The organism is Micromonospora sp. WMMA1923 (assembly GCF_049179195.1).
GTDB classification, from domain to species: Bacteria; Actinomycetota; Actinomycetes; order Mycobacteriales; family Micromonosporaceae; genus Micromonospora; species Micromonospora yangpuensis.
Genome location: NZ_JBMHLZ010000001.1, coordinates 640,601 through 659,828, shown reverse-complemented (window position 1 = coordinate 659,828; position 19,228 = coordinate 640,601). Strand labels below are relative to the sequence as shown.

At 70.9% G+C, this 19,228-nt stretch carries 19 protein-coding genes and 2 tRNA genes; 13 read left to right on the top strand and 8 right to left on the bottom strand.

All coding sequences use genetic code 11. The features are described from left to right. Positions 1-39: 39 nt before the first annotated feature. The 6 genes from amcA (at position 40) to ACN28G_RS02985 (ending at position 4,323) form a co-directional block, all read left to right on the top strand. The gene (amcA, locus tag ACN28G_RS03010; protein WP_421478354.1) at positions 40-222 is read left to right on the top strand and encodes a multiple cyclophane-containing RiPP AmcA; all 183 of its coding nucleotides are present in this window, start codon (positions 40-42) and stop codon (positions 220-222) included. Next, complete coding sequence (locus tag ACN28G_RS03005; RefSeq protein ID WP_421478353.1) at positions 219-422, top strand: hypothetical protein; 204 nt, start codon at positions 219-221, stop codon at positions 420-422. The genes amcA and ACN28G_RS03005 overlap by 4 nt, the downstream gene beginning before the upstream one ends. Positions 423-586: 164 nt before the next feature. Further along, the gene (locus ACN28G_RS03000; protein WP_421478352.1) at positions 587-1,432 is read left to right on the top strand and encodes a hypothetical protein; all 846 of its coding nucleotides are present in this window, start codon (positions 587-589) and stop codon (positions 1,430-1,432) included. Positions 1,433-1,446: 14 nt separating this feature from the next. After that, complete coding sequence (locus ACN28G_RS02995; protein ID WP_421478351.1) at positions 1,447-2,439, top strand: hypothetical protein; 993 nt, start codon at positions 1,447-1,449, stop codon at positions 2,437-2,439. Then, positions 2,436-3,311 carry a hypothetical protein gene (locus ACN28G_RS02990; RefSeq protein ID WP_421478350.1) on the top strand — a complete coding sequence of 292 codons (876 nt, stop codon included), beginning with the start codon at positions 2,436-2,438 and terminating at the stop codon, positions 3,309-3,311. Before ACN28G_RS02995 ends, ACN28G_RS02990 begins: the two co-directional genes overlap by 4 nt. Then, a complete protein-coding gene (locus ACN28G_RS02985) occupies positions 3,304-4,323 on the top strand; it encodes an FAD-dependent oxidoreductase (protein WP_421478349.1) in 1,020 nt (339 codons plus the stop codon). The genes ACN28G_RS02990 and ACN28G_RS02985 overlap by 8 nt, the downstream gene beginning before the upstream one ends. A gap of 15 nt (positions 4,324-4,338) precedes the next feature. Here ACN28G_RS02985 and ACN28G_RS02980 read toward each other — a convergent pair whose 3' ends face one another. The 3 genes from ACN28G_RS02980 to ACN28G_RS02970 all read right to left on the bottom strand — a co-directional run bounded on the left by ACN28G_RS02980 (position 4,339) and on the right by ACN28G_RS02970 (position 6,470). Further along, positions 4,339-5,358: a tryptophan--tRNA ligase gene (locus ACN28G_RS02980; RefSeq protein ID WP_421478348.1), complete on the bottom strand. Its 1,020-nt coding sequence runs from the start codon at positions 5,356-5,358 to the stop codon at positions 4,339-4,341. Positions 5,359-5,500: 142 nt separating this feature from the next. Further along, positions 5,501-6,130, bottom strand: coding sequence for a hypothetical protein (locus tag ACN28G_RS02975; protein WP_421478347.1), 630 nt, complete (start codon positions 6,128-6,130; stop codon positions 5,501-5,503). 264 nt (positions 6,131-6,394) lie between these two features. Continuing rightward, a tRNA-Lys gene (locus ACN28G_RS02970) sits at positions 6,395-6,470 on the bottom strand. Positions 6,471-6,674: 204 nt separating this feature from the next. Here ACN28G_RS02970 and ACN28G_RS02965 point away from each other — a divergent pair. Together ACN28G_RS02965 and ACN28G_RS02960 are read left to right on the top strand one after the other, a co-directional pair. After that, positions 6,675-7,940, top strand: a complete 1,266-nt coding sequence (locus tag ACN28G_RS02965) for an Ig-like domain-containing protein (RefSeq protein ID WP_421478346.1) — start codon at positions 6,675-6,677, stop codon at positions 7,938-7,940. A gap of 258 nt (positions 7,941-8,198) precedes the next feature. Continuing rightward, positions 8,199-9,449: an Ig-like domain-containing protein gene (locus tag ACN28G_RS02960; RefSeq protein WP_421478345.1), complete on the top strand. Its 1,251-nt coding sequence runs from the start codon at positions 8,199-8,201 to the stop codon at positions 9,447-9,449. 450 nt (positions 9,450-9,899) lie between these two features. Here ACN28G_RS02960 and ACN28G_RS02955 read toward each other — a convergent pair. Beyond that, a tRNA-His gene (locus ACN28G_RS02955) sits at positions 9,900-9,972 on the bottom strand. 212 nt (positions 9,973-10,184) lie between these two features. Then, a complete protein-coding gene (gene orn, locus ACN28G_RS02950; protein WP_421478344.1) occupies positions 10,185-10,781 on the bottom strand; it encodes an oligoribonuclease in 597 nt (198 codons plus the stop codon). Positions 10,782-11,170: 389 nt separating this feature from the next. Here orn and ACN28G_RS02945 point away from each other — a divergent pair, with 389 nt between their 5' ends. Further along, entirely contained in the window at positions 11,171-12,424 is a 1,254-nt protein-coding gene (locus ACN28G_RS02945) for a glycosyltransferase 87 family protein (protein WP_091435193.1), read from the top strand. Positions 12,425-12,600: 176 nt separating this feature from the next. Here the strand turns inward: ACN28G_RS02945 and ACN28G_RS02940 are convergent, their stop codons facing one another. Both ACN28G_RS02940 and ACN28G_RS02935 read right to left on the bottom strand, forming a co-directional pair. Continuing rightward, complete coding sequence (locus ACN28G_RS02940; RefSeq protein ID WP_091435191.1) at positions 12,601-13,407, bottom strand: YcnI family protein; 807 nt, start codon at positions 13,405-13,407, stop codon at positions 12,601-12,603. A 38-nt stretch (positions 13,408-13,445) separates the two neighbouring features. Continuing rightward, complete coding sequence (locus tag ACN28G_RS02935) at positions 13,446-15,158, bottom strand: copper resistance CopC/CopD family protein (RefSeq protein ID WP_091435189.1); 1,713 nt, start codon at positions 15,156-15,158, stop codon at positions 13,446-13,448. 187 nt (positions 15,159-15,345) lie between these two features. On the opposite strand from ACN28G_RS02935, the gene ACN28G_RS02930 reads away from it, so the two are divergent. From ACN28G_RS02930 to ACN28G_RS02915, 4 genes are read left to right on the top strand one after another with little or no spacing between them, the layout of a single operon-like run. Further along, positions 15,346-15,945 carry a sigma-70 family RNA polymerase sigma factor gene (locus ACN28G_RS02930; protein WP_421478343.1) on the top strand — a complete coding sequence of 200 codons (600 nt, stop codon included), beginning with the start codon at positions 15,346-15,348 and terminating at the stop codon, positions 15,943-15,945. 33 nt (positions 15,946-15,978) lie between these two features. Then, positions 15,979-16,503 carry a MauE/DoxX family redox-associated membrane protein gene (locus ACN28G_RS02925; RefSeq protein ID WP_091435184.1) on the top strand — a complete coding sequence of 175 codons (525 nt, stop codon included), beginning with the start codon at positions 15,979-15,981 and terminating at the stop codon, positions 16,501-16,503. Beyond that, positions 16,496-17,212: a DsbA family protein gene (locus tag ACN28G_RS02920; protein WP_091435182.1), complete on the top strand. Its 717-nt coding sequence runs from the start codon at positions 16,496-16,498 to the stop codon at positions 17,210-17,212. Before ACN28G_RS02925 ends, ACN28G_RS02920 begins: the two co-directional genes overlap by 8 nt. Further along, the gene (locus tag ACN28G_RS02915; RefSeq protein WP_421478342.1) at positions 17,209-18,468 is read left to right on the top strand and encodes a hypothetical protein; all 1,260 of its coding nucleotides are present in this window, start codon (positions 17,209-17,211) and stop codon (positions 18,466-18,468) included. Before ACN28G_RS02920 ends, ACN28G_RS02915 begins: the two co-directional genes overlap by 4 nt. Here ACN28G_RS02915 and ACN28G_RS02910 read toward each other — a convergent pair. Beyond that, complete coding sequence (locus ACN28G_RS02910) at positions 18,452-19,228, bottom strand: energy-coupling factor ABC transporter ATP-binding protein (RefSeq protein WP_421478341.1); 777 nt, start codon at positions 19,226-19,228, stop codon at positions 18,452-18,454. The genes ACN28G_RS02915 and ACN28G_RS02910 overlap by 17 nt on opposite strands.

The window sequence follows — 19,228 nt, the reverse complement described above, 5'->3', positions numbered from 1 at the left end:
CAGCAAGGCCGCAACAGCACGGGCAAGAGACCGACAGCGGTGACCCTCTACATCTCTCGCCATGCCACCGCTACAACCGCCAGCCACTCCACGAGAGCGGTCCGCGCCGATTCCTGGGCAACGGCCGAACTGCTCCACGCCCCCCGCATCGATCCCCCTCTGTGCAATCACGTTTGGCAGCGGCATTTCGAGCAGACCATTCGGAAGGAAGGACAGCGATGAAGCTTCCTGTCATCGGCATCGGGTCCACAGGCCTGCGCCTGGTCGACACACCGCTGGGCAACGGCGTCGTCGCCCCAGAGCATCGTGGGCTCATGGCGCAGCCATCAGCACCGTTGCCACGACGCACGCCCGGCGCGTCCCGGCTCGAGTTGTTCGGTGTACGCCAGAACCGCACGTCGGACCGCTGGCGGTCGGCGTGACGGCCGCACCGGTTACCGCCTCGACCGACCCGTGGTCTCCAGACCTCCTGCACGCCCTCCTACGGGACGCTTCACCCTCGGCGAATGAGCGGTGGCGGCTCTGGTGTTCGGATCTGCTCCTCGCCGATCGTCTGGGCGCGGCGGAGCTCTCCGCATGGTGGACGGTGGTCACCGAGTTCGACGAGGTGCTGGGTGACTACACCGAGCAGCCGCTGGACGTTCGTCCGGGCTCCGTCGTCGTGGCGGGCAGCGGCAAGGAGAACTTCAAGACTTTCAATGTCAGTACCGCCGCTGGAATTCTCGCCGCTGCCGCCGGGACACCCGTGGTGAAAGGGATCTCGCGATCGGTGTCAGCCGTCTCCGGAGCCGCCGACGTGCTCGACGTGCTCGGCATCCGTGCCGTCGAGCGAACGGAAGCCATACCCGAGATGCTGGATCGTTTCGGGATCGCCTTCGTCTCCTACCACCTCTTCTGCCCACGCTACGCGGCTCGCTACGACGGCGTGTTCGACGCGTTGAATCCGGCGAGCTTCTTCATGCCCGTCGCGACGATCTGTGTGCGCGCCAGTGGGTACGTGCTGGGATTGGCACATCGAAGGGTCGCGCTGTCCGCAGAGGCACTTCGGATGATCAGGCCGGATCTCACCACCGGTGTCGTCGCGTCCAGCGAGCTGTCCCCCGGCGAGATGATCGATGAGAGCTGCGCCGCTGGCACCAGAAGACTGGCGCGTGTCGCCGACGGCATCGTCACCTACGGAATCAACCGCGGAGTTGAGCCGGCACGATCCTGGCGCCAGGCGGTTGCACACCGGCCTACCCACCGCGGTAACGCCGCACTCGTGGCCTCGGCGCTCAAGCCCGGAGACGACACACCCGTCACCGCGATGGTCGAGCTGAACGCCGCCCTCGTCGTCGGAGCAGGCGGGACCGACATCGACGAAGCCGTCGACCGGGTTCGCCACGCCCGTCGGTCGGGGCACGCCATGCGCCTGCTGAATTCACTCACCTGATCCAAGGAGTCGTCATGCCCGCCGCACCCATCGACGTCACTTCAGCAGCTGTTCTGACCGACCGGCTCGGGCCAACCGCTGTCCGGTTCGACCACGCCGACGACGCGCTGTCGGTCTTGCACCCCGGCCAGCGAGAGTCTACGGCCATCGTGACGGGCTTCGGTCCGACCAACGCACCGACCGCCGGCACCCTGTCGGTCATGCTCGGTGCGGTCGAGCTGCAGCGACACCTCGGCGTGCCGATGACGGTCGTCATCTCCGATCTCGGGGCGTGGAACTCCCGCAACGTTCCGTGGCCGGCGTTGGAACGGGTCCGCGACCAGATGTACGCGTTTCTACTGGAACTCGGTCTGGATCCAGACCAGACCGAGATACGGTCCCACCTTCATCACGGCAACCTTGTGCGCGCCGGTCGGATCGCGCGCTATCTCTCGCGGGCCGACTTTCAGGAGCACCGGGAGAGCCTCTTGGAGCTCTACGCCGATCATGGGCTACTCGGTAGTGAAATCGGCGTAGTGGTCGACTCGCTGTACACAGTCGCCGACGTACTCGGCCCCTTCGACCACGGTGCCGGCCAAGTGCTCATGGTCTCGGGAGTGGAGGAGGCCTACTTCACCGACCTGGCCCGCCTGGCGTTACAGAGGCAGGCGGATGCCGGTGAGCTGAGTCTCGGTTGGGGCGGCCGTATCGGAGCTCTTTACTTTCGGGTCCTGGAAGGACTCGCCGGCTACCCGAAGATGTCCAAGAGCATCCCGGCGTCGAGTATCCACCTCAACATGAGGCCTGCCGAGATTGCCGAACGGGTGCTGACCGACGACGAGAAGTCCCAGGCCGCACTTCTGTCCGCGATCGAGCTGGGAAGCGGCTGGACCGCGGTGGATGTGGACCGCGCACGGGACGCGTTCGCCGACCGCCTCCTGCGGCCGAACGACTGGTACCAGGTCCGTCGAGAATTCTGTCACTCCTTCGCCGAGTTCGCCGGAGTGTGGCATCGATGCGCCCGGTGAGCCAGGTCCTCGTCCTCCTCGGTGCGTCTGGTCGCCTCGGCCGCGTCGTACGACCGCTGGCCGTCGCCGCCGGATTCGAGGTCGTCCTCGTCTCGCGGACCGCACCGGCTGTTCCTGCGTCAACCGCATCCCGCCATCTCGTCGCAGACCTGACGTTGGTCGCGGACCGCGCCCGAGTCGCCGCGCTCGCGGCAACCATGTCTTCCCCGCCCCAACGGATCTGCGTCATGGACGTCGTACTCGACCGCAGCGGGGTGGCCGCGATGCGGCGCAGCGTCAAAGGCGTGACCGAAACCGTGTTGCACCTGCGGGACGAGCTCCGCGCCGACGGAAGGGACGTGGCCCTCGTCAGCGCGAGTACGACTGCGGTGCTCGCCCCCGGTCTCTACCAGACACCGTACGGGCTCGCGAAGCGCTGTCAGGTCGTCAGGTACGCACGTTCCGGCCTCACGGGCTCGGCGCTGCTCCTCCCCCAACTCGCGCAGCAGCCGGGTACCGAAGTAGCGCTTCGACCGGTCTGGTCCTTCGCGCAGGCCGCGCGGGTGCTCGTCGCCGCAGCGGTAGCACAGCCGGACGATTTCACCGTCCGCGTGCCGGCCATTGACACCGGTGCCGGGGCCGCCCCGGTAGCAGCCTCTGACAACACCTTGCTGGCTCACCTCCACAGCCTTGTGCTGGACCGCGACTCGATGCACGCCCATCGGGCGGCGGCCGGCAGTCGGCTGGGACTGCTGCCGGAGCCACTCCGACTCCGCGTCGACCATCACGCCGCGCCCACGCGGTTGGTGCACCGATTCGGCCGGCGATACCACCTCGCGGTCATCGACGAACGGACCACGGTCGTCCCAGCACGGAGGCGAGCACATGGCTGATCACGACGTCGACGTCCTGGTCATCGGCTCGGGGCTGTGCGGCCTTGCCATCGCCGTCACCGCGGCGCGACGGGGTCTGCGGGTGCGCTGCCTCGGCGACGGACGGCCCGGTGCCTCGCTGGCCAACTTCGGGCAACTGCACTCGGGTGCTGTCTATGCGCCTGTGCTCCCCCTGCTCAGCGAGGCATGCTGGCAGCATCGGGATCGTTGGCACCACCTGGCCAGGGCCGCACAGTTCGGGGCCGCGACTGGGCTGGCACTGTTCCACACGGCCGACGCCGTCCAACGCTATCGAGATGCTTGGGACCGGATCGGCATCGACACCTCGGAGGTGGATCCCCGAGCCCTCGACGCCCACCCGTCGCCGGCCGCAGCCTTCCGCATCCCGGACTACGGCGTCAACCTGCCGGCTCTTCACGCCGGCCTCATCGAGCTGGCCCGCACCACCGGAGTGCCGCCCGTGCAGCGGCACGACGCCGTCCTTCGTCGTGACCCGGAGAGCACGCTCGTCTCCGTCGCGCCGCCGGCGCCGAGGTCACGGATGGTGGTGCTGGCGACCGGTGCCGACACGCCCAGGGCGCTGTCCGGTGCTGGGATTCAGCACACCCTGCACACCCGCCGCATCGCCTGGGCCCACCAAAACGGCGCTTCGGTACGGAGCCTGACCTATTGGCTGGACGGTGACCTGCTCGCGATCAGCCCGGACCTCGGGGGCAACCGGGTGGGATTGCCCGGCGCCGATGGCCACTACACGACCACGGAGGCAGAACATGCCCGACTACGAACAGCGCTCGGCCGACGCGGCGTGCATCCGTCCGGCCGCGACCTCAGACTGATCTGGGGCACTGCGTGCGAGCCATCCGGCCCGCACGCCGACCCGTCCAGCCTGGTCGTCGACCTCCGGCGGCCACCGGCTGGGTGGACTCCGACCGGGAACCTGATCGTCGCGCTGCCCGGGAAATGGACCACGGCCTGGCACTGCGCCGACCAGGTGGTCGGCGCGCTCGGTTGACGCCCGAGGTCGGAGCTACCCGATGCCGATGGCGTCTCGCACCCGTTCCAACACCAGCCTGGTCTGCTTCCGGGCCTTGTCGGCACCATGGGCGAGTAGGTCGTCCAGTTCGCTGCCCTGCGCCATCAGCGTCTCGTAACGTTCCCGCAGCGGCGCGAACTGGGCGATCAGCGCGTCGGTGAGCTGTGCCTTCACCTCGCCCCAACCCATCCCACCCGCCAGCAGCCGCTGCCGCGTCTCCGCGACCGACTCCGGCGTACCGAACCGCTCCAGCAGCGTGAACACAGCAGCCGAGTCAGGATCCTTCGGTTCCTCCACCGGCACACTGTCGGTCGGAATACGTCGGATCAGCTTGCGCAGGTTGGCATCGGGCACGAACAGCGGGATCGTGTTGCCGTACGACTTGCTCATCTTCCGCCCGTCGACACCGGGCAGCGTGTGCGCTGAGCCCTCGTCAGGGATGACAGCCGTGGGAACCTTGAACCTGAAGCGGTCGCCGTACACCGCGTTGAAGGCACCCGCGATGTCGGCGGCGTACTCGACGTGCTGGACCTGGTCACGACCGACGGGTACGACGTCTGCCTCCATGATGAGGATGTCGACCGCCATCAACACCGGGTAGTTGAACAGGCCCACGTTCACACCAGCGTCGAGGTCTGTCTTACCGGCCTCACGATTACGGTCTCGAGCCGCCTTGTAGGCGTGCGCCCGGTTCATCAGGCCCTTGCCGGTCAGACAACTCAGCACCCAGCTCAGCTCGAAGACTTCCGGCAGGTCCGACTGACGGTAGAACGTGGTCCGATCCGGATCGAGCCCGGCCGCCAACCAGGTAGCTGCCACCGAGCGCGTGTAGTGCCGCAACAGGTCCCGGTCGCGGATCGTCGTCAGCGCGTGGTAGTCCGCGATGAAGTACAGGGACTCGTAGTTGTCCGCCAACTGCAACGCGGGCAGGATCGCGCCGATGTAGTTGCCCAAGTGCGGCTCACCGGTCGGCTTGATACCGGTCAGCGAGACCTTTCGCGCCATCGAACCCATGTGATGACACTACCGCGAACCGTCGTCGATCCTGCCTCCGCACCGACCATTGTCAACTGGTCAGACGCCACCACTCGACCAGGCCCCGCCCTGTCCGTTGCAGCACACGACGAGCACTGGCAACCCCGCCCTGCGGATGACTTCACGGATGGCGACGTCCGATGAAGGCGAGCTCGACAATCTTGGTCGCCAGCGGGAACCCCTCGTAGAGAGAGCTCCCACCATGGCCTTCGATGAGTTGGGCTAGCTCCATCTGAAACTCGGCTCGAAGGGCAGCGGGCGTGGCCTCCCAGGTGCTCTTGATCAAGTTGAAGTACGTCTCGTAGGTACAAGATCCCCCGACCGCCGCGTTGTCGAAGACTGGGAAGATTCGGGGAAGCAGGAAGTGGCAGAACTTCGACGGGAAGACCGCGGACGCCGACTTCGTTGGCTTGAGCCGCGCGGCCACCCCCGGGAACGTCCGCACCTGGTCCCAGGCCACGCCGGTGATGTCCAGGTGCTTCACCGGCGCGCACGCCTGATGCCAGGTTCGGGCAAGGTCGCCCCGGTGTTCGTCGAACAGACCGGTGACATCGGCTTGGGAGAGCGGCCGCAATGCCTTCCACGTGGTCAACCGAGGCAGGAAGCCCGCCCACCAACTGTCCGTGAAGTCACCATCCGGATTCTGTGCAGCCAGCACCTCATAGTCGCTGTTGTGGAAGTCGTTCGGCCAGTTTGTCTTCGTCTGCCACCACCGGACACCGGCAGCGAACTGCTCCCTGTCTATCGACACGCGCGCATCGTAGGACCCGATGGCAAGCATCAATATCAGACACACGACCGCAGCCCACCTCCGACACCCGCTGCCGCCAGCCGTTCTCCACCGCTATCCCGCAACCGTGGCAGCCACCGACGACATCCATCGGGTGACCACCCGTCCACCAACAGCCGGACCGGTCCATCGGCTCCCGAGCACCCACCGAGCCACACACAGCCACCAGCGGACCCGAAAAAGGCCCCGACCGGCAGAGAAATGCCAGGTCAGGGCCTTGCCCGTTGGTGCGCCGCCAGGGACTCGAACCCCGAACCCGCGGATTAAGAGTCCGCTGCTCTGCCAGTTGAGCTAGCGGCGCTCGTCGGCAACGGGGAGAACCTTAGCACGGCCCGTGAGGCGGGTTCCAATCCGATCCCCGCCTCCCCCCTTCGGCCGAGCTTACCGGACATTACACGCCAAACCCCTCACTTCGCTGGGACCAGGGGCGAGCTTGTCGCCCCGATGCGGCACGATGTCCGCGAAACGTGAGTACATCCGCCAGGACGTGAGAACAGAGGTGGGAATGGGCATGTTCGCGCGGACCGGGGCGAGGGTGGGCGTCCTCGTGTTGACGGCGTCGGTGGCACTGGCCGGGTGCGGCAGCGACGGTGGAAAGCAGGCGGAGTTCGTCCAGGGGCCGACGCCGGCACCCAGCAGCTCGGTGGGTGGGGTCTCCGGCGGTCCGGTCGACTCGGCAAGCGTGGTGGACCTGACGGTCAGCCCCGCCGACAAGGCGAAGGACCGGCCGGTCAGCACCGAGATCAGCGGCAAGCTGCCGGAGGGCGGGAAGCTGACCGAGGTCAGCCTGACCACCGCCGGCGGCGACCAGGTGAAGGGTTCACTGCGTACCGACGGTTCGTCGTGGGTGCCGGCCGCGCCGCTGAAGTACGGCGCCAAGTACACCGCCACGGTCGTCGGGACCGGGCCGGGTGGTGAGCGGCACGAGGGGACCAGCAGCTTCACCACGATGGCCAAGCCCTCGTCGATGATCACCAGCGGGTTGTACCTCTTCGACGACAAGTCGTACGGGGTGGCGATGCCGGTGGTCGCCGAGTTCCACCCGGGGATCCCGAAGAAGGACCGGGCGGCGGTGCAGAAGCGGATGTTCGTCAAGACCGATCCGCCGCAGCCGGGAGCCTGGCACTGGGTCTCCAACGGCACCCAGGCGTACTACCGGGCGCCGGAGTACTGGAAGCCGGAGACCACGATCGAGGTCAGGATCGCGCTGGCCGGCATCCCGCTGAGCAACGGCCGGTACGGCAACGTCGACCGGAAGGCCACCGCGAAGATCGGGCGGTCCTTCGAGATGAAGGTGGACAACGCCAGCAAGAAGATGACCGTGTACGAGAACGGTCAGGTGGTCAAGACGATGCCGGTGAGCCTGGGGAAGAAGAGCACCCCCTCGTCCAGCGGCACGATGGTGGTGATGGAGAAGCAGGCGGCCACGGTCTTCGACACCACCGACGACCCGAACCCGGAGAACCGGTACGTCACCGACATCGAGTTCGCCCAGCGGATCACCTGGGGTGGCGAGTACATCCACGCCGCCCCCTGGTCGGTGCAGCACCAGGGGCAGCGCAACGTCTCGCACGGCTGCGTGAACGTCTCCACCGAGAACGCCAAGTGGCTCTTCGAGCGGACCCGGGTCGGTGACCCGATCACCATCACCGGCACCGAGCGCAAGCTGGCCGCCGGCAACGGCTGGACCGCCTGGAACCTGGACTGGGCGGAGTTCAAGAAGGGCAGCGCGCTGCCGGTACCGGAGGAGGGTGCCGGTCCGGCGGTGTGACGTACCGCATCGGTGACCTCCGTCGCGCGCCCCACCCGGCGTCCGGCGGAGGTCACTGCCGTTGTGGACGGTCGGCCCCGGCCCCGGCCGACGAAGGTCGGACCGGGTCGAGCCGAGCGCGATTCAGGAACGGGAGTTCCACTCCGCAACCGGGCATAATGGCGCTGAGGTGTTCCTCTTCACCCTCGGGAACGGATGTCGGCTCCGCCGCGTCGGTGAGAGACGATGGCCGTGGGGGCCTAGGACAGTGAGGGAAGCATGCGACTCAGCCAGGACCAGTCGATCCGGTACGCCGGCACCCGACGCGGTGGGCGACGCCGCGTGTTCGCGGCGGGCGCGCTCGCCGCGGTGCTCGCGCTGACCGGGGCCTGCACCAGCGGCGGCGGCACCGACAACGGCGGCGGCAGCGGCAACGCCGGTGCGCCGGAGGCCAGCGAGAACCCGCCGAAGGCGTCGGCCACGATCAGCGAGCCGAAGGCCGACGCGAAGGACGTGCCGGCGGCGACCGCGATCAGCTTCAGCACCGAGCAGGCCACCGAGACCACCGTCGAGCTGACCGACGCCGCCGGCAAGGCCGTCGAGGGCACGCTCGACGCCGAGGGTACGACCTGGCTGCCGGCCGGTGCGCTGGAGTACGGCGAGACGTACACCGCGACGGTGACCGCTACCGGTGACGACGGTCGGCCGGCGACGGCGACCAGCACCTTCACCACCATGGCCAAGCCGGACAAGCAGGTCCGGGTGACGAGTTTCCTCGGTGACGACCAGGTGGTCGGTGTGGGCATGCCGCTGATCGTGAAGTTCGGCCGGGACATTCCCGAGGACTACCGCGACGACGTGCAGCGGCGGATGACGGTCCGCTCCGAGCCGGCGCAGGAGGGCGTCTGGCACTGGGTGAGCCCGACCGAGGTGCGGTACCGCCCGAAGGAGTTCTGGCAGCCGGGCAGCACGGTGTCGTACCGGGTGCAGGCCGGCGGCCTGCCGATGGGCGACGGCTGGTACGGCCGGGCGGACCTCACCGTGGACATCAAGGTCGGCCCGAAGTTGCTGATGACCGTGGACAACAAGGCCAAGAAGATGACGGTGACCCGCGACGGCGAGGTGATCAAAACCATCCCGGTCAGCCTGGGCAAGAAGAGCACCCCGTCGTCCAGCGGCACGATGGTGGTGATGGAGAAGCTGCGCAAGACGGTCTTCGACACCTTCGACGAGCTGGGCCCCGAGGACGGGTACCGCACGAAGATCGACTATGCCCAGCGGTTGACCTGGGGTGGCGAGTTCATCCACGCCGCCCCCTGGTCGGAGGGGCAGCAGGGCAGCGTCAACGTCTCGCACGGCTGCGTGAACGTGTCGATGGCCAACGGGGCCTGGCTGTTCAAGAACACCAAGGTCGGTGACCCGATCACGGTCAAGGGCACCGAGCGCAAGCTGCAGAACGGCAACGGCTGGACCGACTGGAACCTGAGCTGGGACGAGTACGTCAAGGGCAGCGCCCTCCCCCAGGAGTAAGGAAGGGCCCCCTGTTAACGCTTTCGGTCGAGCGGGGCACCCCTCTCACCGGCGAGCGGAGGCGGGCGACGGCCGGGTGTACCGGGACACTTGTACCGGTCGCGCCCGCCCGCGCCTGCGTTGCGCCGTGCGGCCCGGCACGGCCCGGCGGACCGCTACCCGTTCGCGCTCCCCCGGCGAGGCACCGCGTGTGACACCTGCGCACCGGCAACGGGAACCGCCGTCACGGATGTTCCACAGGATCCAGGATGTTGTCCCCTCGAACCCACTCCGAGACCACCACATCCAGGAAGTGGTCGCCTGCCCGCCGCTCCGCGGCTAGGCGACGTGGGGTGGGGTGGGGTGCTGCGTGGCCCGAGCGAAAAGCGGGGCGGGTGGAGTGCCCCCAGGACGCCCCCAGAAACGCCGTCAGGGCCGGTGAAGACCGGCCCTGAACTGGCATTACTCAAGGGTGACTGATGGGAATTGAACCCACGACAACCGGGACCACAACCCGGTGCTCTGCCAACTGAGCTACAGCCACCACGTTCACCCGCCCACCGGGGCGGAGCGCACTAATAATAGCCACACCCCCACCGCCGGCGTCCACCGGGTTCGGCCCACTTCCGCGCCCTCACCCACGACGACCACGAACCCGACGACCACGAACCCGACGACCACGGACCCGGCGAACCCGGACCCGGCGACCACGGACCCGGCGAACCCGGACCCGACGAACCCGGCCAGGGGCCGGGGCTACAACGAGGCGGCGATCGACTTGGCGGTGTCGATGTCCGGTCCGGGCAGCGGGACGAAGATCGTCCGGCGGTAGTACTCCAGCTCGCGGATGCTCTCCCGGATGTCGGCGAGCGCCCGGTGGGCGAGGCCCTTCTGCGGCTGGCCGAAGTACACCCGGGGGTACCAGCGCCGGCACAGTTCCTTGATCGAGGAGACGTCGATCATGCGGTAGTGCAGGTGCGCGTCGAGGCGGGGCATGTCCCGGGTGATGAAGCCCCGGTCGGTGGCGATCGAGTTGCCGCAGAGCGGCGCGGTACGCGGGTGCTTGACGTGCCGGGAGACGTAGTCGAGGACCATCTCCTCGGCCTCGGCGAGGCTGACCGTCGAGCGCCGGACCTCCTCGGTGAGCCCGGACTTGGCGTGCATCGTCCGGACGACCTCCGGCATGCCGGCCAGGGCCTCCTCGTCGGCGTGCACCACCACGTCGACGCCGTCACCGAGCACGTTCAGGTCGGGGTCCGTGACCAGTGCGGCGACCTCGATCAGCTTGTCCCTGCCGAGGTCGAGCCCGGTCATCTCACAGTCGATCCAGACGAGGAGGTCAGCCACGGGCAACAGACTACGCGCAGCCCACCACCGTCCGCCCGGTCACCTCGACCCGCCCGGTCACCTCGACCCGCCCGGTCACCTCGGCACGCCCGGCGGACCGACGCGCGGGCGGACGCAGATCGCCGAGATGCCGCCCACGCCGGATGCAGCGCGCTCGGACGCCAGAAGGCCGGACACCCAACCGCCGGCACGCCGAAGGCCGGACACCCAACCGCCGGCGGGCCCGGACCGAGAACCGCCCGGACAACCGCAGAGCGGACCCAGGCGCCGGACGCCGGCAAGGCCGGACACCCAACCGCCGGGACGGCGGGACGGCCGTCGGGACGTCGGGCCACCTCGTCACATCCCGCTCGTGCCTGCTCACCGTGGCCAGCTCAGACCGCTAGGGTTTCTGCGTGCCAGCCGAACCCGCCGCGCCGTCCGCCGCCGACGAGGAGGACGCCCGCAGTCGTCGGGTCCGTCGGATCGTCGCGGTGCTCGCCCTGGCCGCCGTGGTGCCCGCGCTGTACCTGCCGGGCCGGGTGCACGACTTCTTCGACCTGAAGATCTACCTGCGGGCGATGCGGTGGTGGGCCTCCGGCCAACCGTTGTACGACTACGTCCAGCCGGACCGGGTGCAGGGTGAGTTGTACTTCACGTACCCGCCCTTCGCCGCCCTGCTGCTGCGTCCGTTCACGCTGATCCCGCTGGGGGCGACGGAGCTGGTCTTCACGGTGCTGACCGTGGTCGGGGTGGTGGTGACGACCCGGTGGCTGGTGCTGCCGTTGGTCGACCGGCACGGGCTGCCCCGGGTGTTCACCGTGGTGGTGGCGGTGCTGCTGGTGCTGGCCGTGGAGAGCACCCGCGAGACGATCACCTTCGGTCAGATCAACATGCTGCTGGTCGTGCTGATCCTGGCCGACCTGCTCTTCGCCGTACCCCGGGGGTCGCGGTGGGCCGGGGTCGGCGTCGGGCTGGCGACGGCGCTCAAGCTCTTCCCGGGCATCTTCATCGTGTACCTGCTGGCCACCCGGCGGTGGCGGGCGGCGGCGGTGGCCAGTGCGACGGCCGCCGGGGCGACCCTGCTGGCGGCGGCGGTCGCGCCGGGTGACTCGTGGCGGTTCTGGACGCACGAGCTGTGGTCTACCGAGCGGGTCGGGCGCACCGACTACACAGGTAACCAGTCGCTGTTCGGGTTGTTGAGCCGGCTGACCGCGCCGGAGCGTCCGAGTCAGCTCGGCTGGCTGCTGCTGGTCGCCCTGGTCGCCGGGTACGGGCTGTGGCGGGCGGCGCGGGCGGCCGGCGCGGGCGACCACCTGGCCGGGCTGACCCTGACCGGGCTGGTCGCCGCCCTGATCAGCCCGATCACCTGGACCCACCACATCTACTGGTTCGTGCCGGCGGTGGTGGTGCTGGTGGACGCGGCGTTGCGCGCCGGGCCGGGCACGGGCCGCCGGCGGCTGTGGTTCGCGCTGGCCGGCGGGGTGTCGCTGGTGATCGTCTACGGGGTGGTGACGTTCCAGGACTGGGGGGTGTCGCCGGTACGGACCGACGATCCGGTCGACTTCGTGGTCCGCAACACCTACGTGCTGCTCTGTCTCCTGCTACTGGTGGCGCTACCCACCCGGACAGTCGAAAAATCGCACCAAATGGACAGAAGTGCCAACTGACCCTCTTCGCCTTCTAGATGGCGTTTACTACCACAAGTGAGACGCACCGATCCCCCGGTGCCGGTGGCCCTCCGTGTCGGCAGCACGGAGGGCCACCGTCGTAACCGGAGGGCCACCGGAGGGCAGCCACCAAAGGCCACCAAAGAGCCACCCGAGGGCCACCGGGGGGTGCGGGGTCAGTCCTTCGGGGTCTCCGCCGAAGGCGCGGGGGTGCCCCCGGCAGGCGCGGCACCGGCCGCCGGAACGGTCGCCGTCGCGGGGCTGGTCTCCCGGCGGGTACGCGCGAACGCCAGCCCGCCGAGCACCAGTCCGCCCAGCCCGGCGAGGAGCCCGACGCCGCCCAGCCCGGTCGCCAGCCCCACGCCCTCGGCGCGGTCGTCGTCGTCATCGTCGTCGTCGCTGTTCTGAGCGGCGGGGGCGGCCGACGGGGCGGCGTTCGCGGCGGTCAGGGTCAGCACCGGCGCCGGGTCCTGCGGCTCCTCGCCGCCGGGGACCGGCTCCTCGATCCAGCGTGAGACGTCACCGTTGGAGTAGGTCTGCAGCGACTTGAAGACCATCGTGTCGACCTCGGGCAGCGGCCCCATCGTGACCGGGAACTCCTGGAACTCGCCCGGCTTGACCCCACCACCGGCAGCGGCCGTCCAGGTCAGCTTGGACACCACCTCGGTGAGCTCGCTGCCGTGCACCTGGACCGGCGGGTCGACCGTGCGGCGCTCGACCGCCACCGTCCAGCCCGGCACCGGCATCGTCACCACCGAGCCGACCGGCGCGTTCTCCGGCATGGTCACCTCCACCTTGCTGGTGGAGGCGGAGTCGCTCTCGTTCGGTACCCGGAACGCGAACCGGCCGTACCCGCCCTGGGTGGCCTCCTGCGGGTTGACCGTGACGTGCGCCGCGGCCGGTCCGGTGAAGCCGAACAGTACGGCGACGGCGGCACCGAGCGTGAGCCCGGCGCCGGTGGCGGTGCGCCGAAAACGGATCATGATGGGTGGAACCTTCCTCTGTCGGGCGGGCCGGGGCCCTACTTGACTGTCACGGCGGCGGTCACCGTGGCCTGGTCGATCTCGGTGGTACGCAGGGTGAAGCTGAACTGCCAGTCCCCGGCGGCGGGGAGGTTGACCTCACTGGTGGCGTGGTTGTCGGTCAACGGCAGCAACGGGAACTGGATCGGCTCGATCCCGGCCGACGGCAGCGCGGCGGTCAACCGCCACTCCTCGACCGGCAGCGGCTGGTTGTCCGGGGTGTAGGCGTACAGGTGCACGGTGTTGCTGCCCCGCCGGGCCGGGAAGAGCTCGACCTGCAACGAGTAGATCGAGCTGGTCAGCGTGGTGTTGAAGTAGCCCTGCTCGGCGCCGACGCCGTCGGTCGCCGCCGTGCGCGCCGGCGGGGTCTGCACCAGCACCGCGGTGACGCCCAGCACCACGGCGGTCACCACCAGTTCGGCGACGATCGCCCGGCGCACCCGGGTCGGCTGCTGGGCGGCGATCTGCCGCCGGACCAACTGCCGGGAGTACGCGGCCACCGCGATCACCAGTGTGAAGAGCACCACCTTGGCGATCACCAGTTGCCCGTAGGTGGTGGTCAGCAGGGCCTCGACGGTGCCCACCTCGATCAGCGCCTGCACCGTGCCGGCGAGCAGCAGGGCCGCCACCGCCAGCGCCGCCCACCGGGACCAGATGGGCAGGATCGCGCCGAGTTCCCGCTCGTCGGCGCGGCGCAGCAGGAAGACGGCGAGCATCACCAGGCCGCCCAGCCAGACCGCCATGCTGCCCAGGTGCACCGCGTCGACGGTGACCGAGACGGCCGGCGCGGGCGAGGCCGCCGAGTGGCCGGAGAGCGGCCAGGTGAACAGCGTGGCCGCGCCCAGCACCGCCACGATGATCACGTCGGTGCGGCCGGCCTGACCGGCCAGCAGCGGCCGGAGCAGGAACGCCGCCGCCGCGAGCAGCCCGAGCCGGACCAGGTGGGTGGTGCCGAACGGGCTGGCCAGGACGCTGCTCAGCCCCTCACCGGAGACGTCGAACAGGCCGCCGCCAGCGGTGTACGGCACCTGCAGCAGGATCGCACCCACCGTGGCGAAGGCCAGCAGCCCCAACCCGGTCCAGGCCAGCCGGGCGGGACCGACTCGCGACAGCCGGGCCGGCCAGAGCGCGGCGAGCACCAGGGCGGCACCCACCAGCAGCAGCAGGCCGGTGTACCCGAGGTAGCGGGAGACCTTCACGGCGGTGTCCACCACCGGGTCGGCCCGGCTGTCCGCCCCGGCGTCGGACGGTGGCGTGGACGGTGCCCCGACGGAGTAGGTGAACGCTCCGGAGACCGGGTGGCTGTCGGCCGAGATCACCCGGTAGCTGAGCAGGTAGGTGCCCTGCCCGGCGTCCTGGGCAACCGGAACGGTCACCACGCCGCCCTCGAAGCGGGGCTCGCCCCGGTCGGCCCGGGAGCCGTCCGGCGCGATCACCCTGATCTTGTCGGTGACCTTGCGGACCGGCTCGCTGAAGGTGAGCACCACCTCGACGGGAGCGGTCGGGACCACGGCGGAGGCCGCCGGGCTGCTGCTGACCAGCACCGCGTGGGCGCTGGCCGGGCCGGCCGGGGCGACCAGCAGCGCGACGAGGACGACCAGCAGGCCCAGCCCGGCGGAGAACCGGGCGGCCCAGCGGCGGGCGGCGGTCAGCCGGGGGGCCCGGTGGCGACGGGTGGGGGCCGGCAGCCGGCGACGATCGACAGCAGTCATGCCAGCCATGCTCGCCGACCAGGGCCGCAAATGGCGAGCCCGGCTCGCCATCGGCCCGCCGGGCACCGGTCGTCGCACCTCATAGGGAGTTAGTCGGGCGGCGCGGCGGAAAAGTTCCGGCCGGTTCGGAAATTCGCGGGCCGAAGGACCCTGTCCGGCCCCGTCGTGCCGCGTACGCTGGTTCTTCGTGATCCCCGCGCCGCGTGAACCCGCCGCCGGAGCAGCCGACGACCTCGGCGCTCCGGCCTCGCCTGACGACCGGGAGGCGGCCACCCGGTGGGCGCTGGCCGCCCGCGACGGTGACCCCACCGCCCAGGCCACCTTCATCCGGCTCACCCAGGCCGAGGTGTGGCGGTTCACCGCCGCCCTGGTGCACCCGGACAGCGCCGACGACCTGACCCAGGAGACCTACCTGCGGGCGCTGCGGGCGCTGCCGTCGTTCGCCGGGCGGTCCAGCGCGCGGACCTGGCTGCTCGGGATCGCCCGCCGTACCTGCGCCGACCACCTGCGCACCGTGGTCCGGCGGCGGCGGCTCGACGACCGGCTCCTCGCGCACGCGCACACCGACGACCCGCATCCCGACCCGGCCGGGCTGCTCGGCGCGGCCGACCTGCTGAACCGGTTGCCGGCGCAGCGGCGCGGGGCGTTCGTGCTCACCCAGGTGCTCGGCCTGTCGTACGCCGAGGCGGCCACGGTGGAGGGGGTGCCGGTGGGCACGATCCGCTCCCGGGTGGCCCGCGCCCGCAACGAGCTGGTCGAGGCCGTCGGTGACGCGCTCGCCGGCTGAGCCGGGGAACTTCCGGCAGGGACAGGACGACCGATGACTGTGACCGCAGCGACCAGCACCAGGGGCCGGTGGCACGCCGTGGGCCCGTGGCTCGGCGTCGCCGTCCGGCTCGGCCTGGCCGCCGTCTGGCTGTACGCCGGGGCCAGCAAGGTCGGTGACCTGGCCGCCTCCGGCCGGGCGGTCAACGCATACCAGCTCATGCCGTACGAGGTGGCGGCGGCGATCGGTGCGGCGCTGCCCTTCGTCGAGTTGGCGTTGGGCGTACTGCTGCTGGTGGGGTTGGCCACCCGACTGGCCGCCGGGGTCTCCGCGGCGCTGCTGGTGGTCTTCGTCGCCGGGATCGCCTCGGCCTGGAGCCGGGGCCTGGCCATCGACTGCGGCTGCTTCGGCACCGGCGGGGAGCTGGCCGCCGGGCAGACCCCCAGCTACCTACCGGAGATCCTGCGCGACCTGGGTTTCCTGGCGCTGGCCGGGTTCCTGCTGTGGCGGCCGCGTACCCCGCTCTCCGTCGACGCCGCGCTGGGCGGCGCACCCACCGTGGAGGACGACGATGAGTAGTCGCAAGGGCCGCCGGGACGCGGCCCGGGTGGTCCGGGAGCAACTGGCCCGGGAACGGCGCCGCAAACGGACCCTGTGGACCTCGGTGGCCGCGGTGTCGGTGCTGGTCGTCGCCGGACTGATCGGTTGGAGCGTCTGGTCCAGCCAGCGCGCCGGCCAGGTCACCGCCCCCACCGGCTCGAACGAGGCCGGCACCGGCATCGTCTCGGGCACCGGCCCGGTCACCATCGACGTGTACGAGGACTTCCTCTGCCCGGTCTGCAAGCAGTTCGAGCAGGCCACCGGCCCGACCCTGGAGGAGCTGGTCAGCCAGGGCCTGGCCCGGGTGGTGTACCACCCGGTGGCCTACCTCAACCGGTACTCCACCACCGAGTACTCCACCCGCTCGTCGGCCGCCGCCGGCTGCGCCGCCGAGGGCGGCCGGTACCGGGAGTACGCCAAGCAGCTCTTCGACCAGCAGCCCCCCGAGGGCGGGGCCGGGCTGAGCGACGACCAGCTGACCGACCTCGCCGTGCAGGCGGGGCTGGACCGGGACGGCTTCGCCTCCTGCCAGCGGGAGGGCACCTTCACCAGGTGGACCGAGCACGTCACCGAGGAGGCCAGCCGGGCCGGCATCACCGGTACGCCGACCGTGGTGGTCGACGGCGAGACGGTCACCGACCGCACCCCGAACGGGATCAAGGCGGCCGTCGAGGCGGCCAGCCGATGAGCCGCACCGGGCCCGCGGTCCGGTACCGGCGGCTGGCGCGTACCGCGTTGGTGGTCGCCGGGGTGCTCGGCACGGTTCTCGGCACCGCCGCGCCGGCCGTCGCGCACGGCGCGGACGCCCCGGCCGGCACCGACTACCGCACCGGGATCACCGGCGTCGCCCCGGCCCGCGACGGGGTGAGCGTACGGGCGATCGAGGCGGGGGCCCGGCTGGAGCTGACCAACCGCAGCGACCGGCCGGTCGAGGTGATCGGCTACTCCGGTGAGCCGTACCTGCGGGTGGGGCCGGACGGGGCCTTCGAGAACGTGCACTCCCCGGCGACGTACCTGAACCGGACCATCGCCGGTGGCACGGTGCTGCCGGCGGAGGCGGACCCGCAGGCCGCCCCGCAGTGGCGGCGGATCGCCGAGGAGCCGACCGTACGCTGGCACGACCGGCGCGCGCTGTGGCGGGAGGCGGAGCCACCGGCGCAGGTGCGCGCCGCCCCCGACCGGGTGCACCGGGTACGCGACTGGGTGATCCCGCTGCGCGACGGCACCGAGCCGGCCGAGCTGCGGGGCACCCTGGACTGGGTCCCGCCGCCGGATCCGTACCCGTGGTGGGTGGGGGTGACGGTGGGCCTGCTCGCGGTGGGCGCGCTGGGCCTGGTGCCGGCCGGTACCCGGGCCGGCGCGCGGGCGCTGGCCGGGATCGGCGGCCTGCTCGCCGCCGGTGGGCTGGCCGCCGGCGTGCTCATCATCGGCCGGGAGGTCGACGCCGGCGCCGAGGGCGTCGGCGGGGTGCTGGTCGGGTTGCTCAGCGGTCAGATCTGGCCGTTGCTGACCGGGCTGGGCGCGCTCGTCGCCGGCGGGTACGCGCTGGCCCGCCGGCCGGCTGCCGACTTCACCCTGGCCCTGGCCGGCACCTGCCTGGCGCTCTTCGCCGGGATCGGCAACGCGGCGGTCTTCACCCGCTCGGTGGTGCCGGTGCCGTGGCCCGCCCAGTCCGCCCGGATCCTGACCGCGCTGCTGCTCGTCGCCGGCGCCGGGGCCGCCGCCGCCGGCATCCTCCGCCTGCGCACCGCCGCCGCGGCCGCTGCGGCGGCGGCCGAAGCCGGGTCCGGCCGGGCCGCCGAGGGCGCGGCCGACACCGCCGGAGGCAGGGCCGGAGGCGAGGCCGGCACCGCCGCCGGGGCCGACACCGCCGCCGGGGCCGGGACCGTCGGTGACGCCGGGACCGTCGGGGGTGAGCCGGCGGCGGTCAGGGCCGGCGGGTGACGCCCAGCGGGCCGAAGCCGAAGGGCAGTTCCAGCCGGTGCCGGGCCAGCAGCTCCGCGTCGGCGAGCAGTTCCGCGGTGTCGGCGTCGGCGACGATCCGGCCGGCGTCCAGGACCACGGCGCGTTCGCACAGCTCCCAGGCGTAGGGCAGGTCGTGGGTGACCATCAGGACGGTCACCGGCAGGTCGCGCAGGATCGCCGCCAGCTCCCGGCGGGCGGCCGGGTCGAGGTTCGACGAGGGCTCGTCGAGGACGAGGATCTCCGGGCGCATGGCGAGCACGGTGGCCACCGCCACCCGGCGGCGCTGCCCGAACGACAGGTGGTGCGGGGCGCGGTCCCGGTGCCCGGTCATGCCCACCGCGGCCAGCGCCTCGTCGACCCGGGCGGCCAGCTCCGCGCCGCGCAGCCCCAGGTTGGCCGGCCCGAACGCCACGTCCTCGGCCACGGTGGGCAGGAAGAGCTGGTCGTCGGGGTCCTGGAAGACGATGCCCACCCGGCGGCGGATCTCGGCGAGGGTGGCCCGGTCCGGTCCGACGGTCAGCCCGCCGACGGTGACCGTGCCGCCGGTGGGGGTGAGGATGCCGTTGAGGTGCAGCACCAGGGTCGTCTTGCCGGCACCGTTGGGGCCCAGCAGCGCCACCCGGGCGCCGCGCGGCACCGTCAGGTCCACCCCGTGCAGGGCGACGTGCCCGTCCGGGTACGCGTACCGGAGTCCACGCACGTCGAGGGAGAGCACGTCGGGCTGCACGGCCCCGATCAT

Bases quoted from the DNA above. Each gene is read 5' to 3' on its own strand.
- ACN28G_RS03005 (WP_421478353.1), top strand. From the start codon at position 219: ATGAAGCTTCCTGTCATCGGCATCGGGTCCACAGGCCTGCGCCTGGTC.
- ACN28G_RS02995 (WP_421478351.1), top strand. From the start codon at position 1,447: ATGCCCGCCGCACCCATCGACGTCACTTCAGCAGCTGTTCTGACCGAC.
- ACN28G_RS02985 (WP_421478349.1), top strand. From the start codon at position 3,304: ATGGCTGATCACGACGTCGACGTCCTGGTCATCGGCTCGGGGCTGTGC.
- ACN28G_RS02980 (WP_421478348.1), bottom strand. From the start codon at position 5,358: ATGGGTTCGATGGCGCGAAAGGTCTCGCTGACCGGTATCAAGCCGACC.
- ACN28G_RS02965 (WP_421478346.1), top strand. From the start codon at position 6,675: ATGGGCATGTTCGCGCGGACCGGGGCGAGGGTGGGCGTCCTCGTGTTG.
- ACN28G_RS02960 (WP_421478345.1), top strand. From the start codon at position 8,199: ATGCGACTCAGCCAGGACCAGTCGATCCGGTACGCCGGCACCCGACGC.
- ACN28G_RS02940 (WP_091435191.1), bottom strand. From the start codon at position 13,407: ATGATCCGTTTTCGGCGCACCGCCACCGGCGCCGGGCTCACGCTCGGT.
- ACN28G_RS02935 (WP_091435189.1), bottom strand. From the start codon at position 15,158: ATGACTGCTGTCGATCGTCGCCGGCTGCCGGCCCCCACCCGTCGCCAC.
- ACN28G_RS02925 (WP_091435184.1), top strand. From the start codon at position 15,979: ATGACTGTGACCGCAGCGACCAGCACCAGGGGCCGGTGGCACGCCGTG.
- ACN28G_RS02920 (WP_091435182.1), top strand. From the start codon at position 16,496: ATGAGTAGTCGCAAGGGCCGCCGGGACGCGGCCCGGGTGGTCCGGGAG.
- ACN28G_RS02915 (WP_421478342.1), top strand. From the start codon at position 17,209: ATGAGCCGCACCGGGCCCGCGGTCCGGTACCGGCGGCTGGCGCGTACC.
- ACN28G_RS02910 (WP_421478341.1), bottom strand. From the start codon at position 19,228: ATGATCGGGGCCGTGCAGCCCGACGTGCTCTCCCTCGACGTGCGTGGA.